We start from the raw sequence: 3,816 nt of genomic DNA, 5'->3' as shown, positions 1-3,816 counted from the left end.
TCCTCGCCGAGCCTCCCGCCGACGACGTACCGACCCCCGCCGAGCCCTCCGTCGAGGAGGTCGACGAACCGGCCACCCCGACCCCGACGGTCGATCTGCCCGTGATCCCCTGGGTCGTGTCCGCGCGCGGTGCCGACGCCCTGCGGGCCCAGATCGAACGACTCGCCCCGATCGACGCCGACCCCCTGAACACCGGGTTCTCCCTCGCCGCCACCCGGGCGGCCCTCGACCACCGCGCCGTCGTCCTCGGCCGCGACCTCGCCGACCTCCGCGCCCAGCTCACCGCACCCATGATCAAGGGCGCGGTGACCGAGGGCCGTACCGCGTGGATGTTCACCGGCCAGGGCAGCCAACGGCCCGGCATGGGACGAGAACTCGCCGCCACCTTCCCCGAGTTCGCCACCGCAATCGACGAGGTCTGCGAACTCCTCGACGCCGAACTCCGCTTCGTCCAGCCCCTGCGCACCGTCCTCTTCGGCGAGGACGAACAGACTCTCCAGGACACCGGATACGCCCAGTCCGCCCTCTTCGCCCTGCAAGTCGCCCTCATCCGGCTGCTGCGCTCCTGGGGCACGCAACCCGAGGTCGTGCTGGGCCACTCGGTGGGCGAGTTCGCCGCCGCCCATGCGGCCGGAGTCCTCGAACTCCCCGACGCCGTAAGGCTGGTGGCCGCCCGCGCACGCCTCATGCGGGCCCTGCCGGAGGGCGGCGCCATGGCCGCGGTCGAGGGAACCGAGACGGAGGTCAGCGCACTCCTCACGGACGGCGTCGTCATCGCCGCCGTGAACAGCGCCACGTCCGTCGTCGTCTCCGGCCACGAGGACGCCGTACGACAACTGCTCGACACGGCACGCCAACAGGGCCGCCGGGCCACGCGCCTGCACGTCTCGCACGCCTTCCACTCCCCGCTCATGGAACCGATGCTGACGGAGTTCGCCGGCATCGCCGCCCAGGTGACCTACCACCGCCCGACGCTGCACGCCGTCAGCACCCTCAGCGGCGCCGTGCTCGACGGCGACGACTGGACGACCCCGGAGTACTGGGTACGGCAGGTGCGCGAGGCCGTACGCTTCCACGACGCCGCCCGCACGGCCGTGGACGAACTCGGCGTCACCCGCTTCCTCGAACTCGGCCCCGACCCGGTCCTGTCCGCGCTCGTCGACACCGCCCCCGCCGCGTGCGTGATGCGCCGTGACCGGGACGAACGCGAGACGGCCCTCGCAGCCGTCGCCGAACTCTTCGTGCGCGGCACTCCGGTCGACTGGGCGGCCGTCTTCGCGGGCACCGGCGCGCGTGAGGTGCCCCTGCCGACGTACGCCTTCCAGCGCCGCCGCTACTGGCTCGAAGCGCCGCGCAGCACCGTCGACGCCGCGGGCCTGGGCCTGCGACCCGTCCGCCACCCGCTGCTCGGCGCCGCCGTGTCCGTCGCCGACACCGACACCGTGCTGCTGACGGCCCGGCTGTCCGTCGCCGACCAGCCCTGGCTCGCGGACCACGTCGTGGCGGGCACGGTGATCGTCCCCGGCACCGCGCTGCTGGAACTGGCCCTGGCCGCCGGGGAGCGGGCCGGCTGCGACCGCGTCGACGAACTCACCCTCCAGGCCCCACTCGCCCTTCCGGCGGACCAGGCCGTCGAACTCCAGGTGGGCGTGGAGTCGCCGGACGCCGCAGGCCACCGAGCCCTACGCATCCACGCCCGCCCGCACGACACGACGGACGAACTGCCCTGGACGCTGCACGCGTCGGGCACCATCGCCGCGACCGCGTCGGCGGGAGAGACCTGGGACCTGCGCGTATGGCCGCCGCAGGGAGCGGAGCAGGTCGAACTCGACGGTCTCTACGAGAGGTTGGGGACGGCGGGCCTGTCGTACGGCCCGGCCTTCCGCGGCCTGGAAGCCGTATGGCGCTCCGGAGAGGACTGGTTCGTCCAGGCCGCCCTACCCGACGCGGCCACAGGTGGCGGCGAGGGATTCGGCGTGCACCCGGCGGTGCTGGACACGGTGCTCCACGTCCTCGGCCTCTGGGAGCGGGACGGCGCCCGTTTGCCGTTCCTGTGGTCGGGCGTGGAGCTGTCCGCCGTGGGCGCGTCCACGGTCCGCGTGCGCGTGACGCCGCGCGGCGAAGACACGGTCGAACTCCGGGTCGCCGACGCTTCCGGCGAACCCGTCGCCACGATCGACAGCCTCCTGCTGCGCCCCGTCACCCTCACGGATCTGGACACCAGCGGGTCCTTCGTCCGGGACGCGCTGTTCCGGGTCGACTGGCGCCCCCTCACCGACACCGGAGACGCCCGGACCGCCGACTGGGCCGTCCTGGGTGAACTCCCGGACGGACATACAGCCCGGTTCGGCACCTCGTACACGAACCTCGACGCACTGCGCACGGCACTCGACGCAGGCACGCAACCGCCGAGCACCGTGGCCCTGCCGGTCGCCGCCGCCGGCGCCCTCCGGGAGACCGTCACCGAGATCCTCGGCACGATCCAGGAGTGGCTGCGGGAGCCGCGCCTCACCGACTCCCGCCTGCTGATCCTGCTCTCGGGCCCGGCCGACGACGAGGAGCCCCGCACCGACCCGGCCGCGGCCGCCGTCCGTGGCCTGGTCCGCACGGCCGCGACCGAACACCCGGGCCGCATCGCCCTCACCGACCTCGACCTCGACTCCGCCTCCTGGGAGAGGCTCGCGAGCGTCCCGGAGACGGTGAGCGAAGCGCTGATCCGTCGAGGAACGGCCCGCGTACCGCGCCTTGCCCGCATGACCGGCGGGGATGTGCTCCTGCCGCCGGTGGGTGTGGGCGTCGATTGGCGTATGGATGTGGTGGCTCAGGGCCGGCTGGATGGTGTGGCGTTGGTTCCTGAGGAGCCGCGTGCGTTGCGGGCCGGTGAGGTGCGGGTCGCGGTGCGGGCCGCCGGGGTCAACTTCCGTGACGTACTGAACGTCCTTGGCATGTATCCCGGAGATGCGGGACGGCTGGGGCATGAGGGCGCCGGCGTGGTCGCGGAGGTGGGCCCTGGGGTGACTGGCCTGGTGGTCGGTGATCCGGTGATGGGCTTGCTGGACGGAGCGTTCGCTCCGACTGCTGTGACCGATGCGCGGTTGCTGGCGCGGGTGCCGGAGGGGTGGTCGTTCGAGCAGGCGGCGTCCGTCCCGATCGTGTTCCTCACTGCTTACTACGCCCTGGTGGACCTTGCTGGTCTGGAGGCGGGGGAGTCGGTGCTGATCCACTCCGCCGCTGGTGGCGTGGGGATGGCGGCCGTACAGCTCACCCAGCACTTGGGTGGCGAGGTGTATGGGACGGCGAGTGAGCCGAAGTGGCCGGTCGTGCGTGAGCTGGGGGTTGCGGGGGAGCGGATCGCTTCGTCGCGGACGACGGAGTTCGAGGCGCGGTTCCGGTCGGGTGTCGATGTGGTGCTGGACTCGCTGGCCGGTGAGTTCGTGGATGCGTCGCTGCGGCTCGTGCGGCCGGGTGGTCGGTTCGTGGAGATGGGCAAGACCGACATCCGTGACGCGGAGCAGGTGCGGGCCGAGCACGGCATCGACTACACCGCCTTCGATCTCATCGACGCGGGTCCCGATCGCATCGCCGAGATGTGGACCGCACTGTTGGAACTGTTCGAGCAGAGTGTGCTGCGGCCGAACCCCGTGACGGCTTTCGACATGGGGCGGGCGCCGGAGGCCCTACGACTGTTGGGGCAGGCCAGGCACGTCGGCAAGGTCGTGCTGCGGGTCTCGTCCACGGACGCCGCCGACGCATGGCCGAGGGCGACGGCGACCTGCGCCTGAACCAACTCCAGCAGGGCCCTGCGCTGTTCGACCG

The 3,816-nt window shown here is 72.4% G+C and carries 1 protein-coding gene; it reads left to right on the top strand.

Going from position 1 to position 3,816, the window contains the following annotated elements; all coding sequences use genetic code 11:
* Positions 1–3,782: acyltransferase domain-containing protein (locus tag EAO75_RS45055; protein ID WP_148000909.1), on the top strand; the 3,782-nt coding region annotated here is incomplete at its 5' end.
* Positions 3,783–3,816: the final 34 nt, after the last annotated feature.

The sequence above is a fragment of the Streptomyces sp. UW30 genome (genome assembly GCF_008042075.1).
In the GTDB taxonomy this organism is placed as follows: Bacteria; Actinomycetota; Actinomycetes; order Streptomycetales; family Streptomycetaceae; genus Streptomyces.
This window is presented reverse-complemented; position numbering and strand designations above follow the sequence as displayed.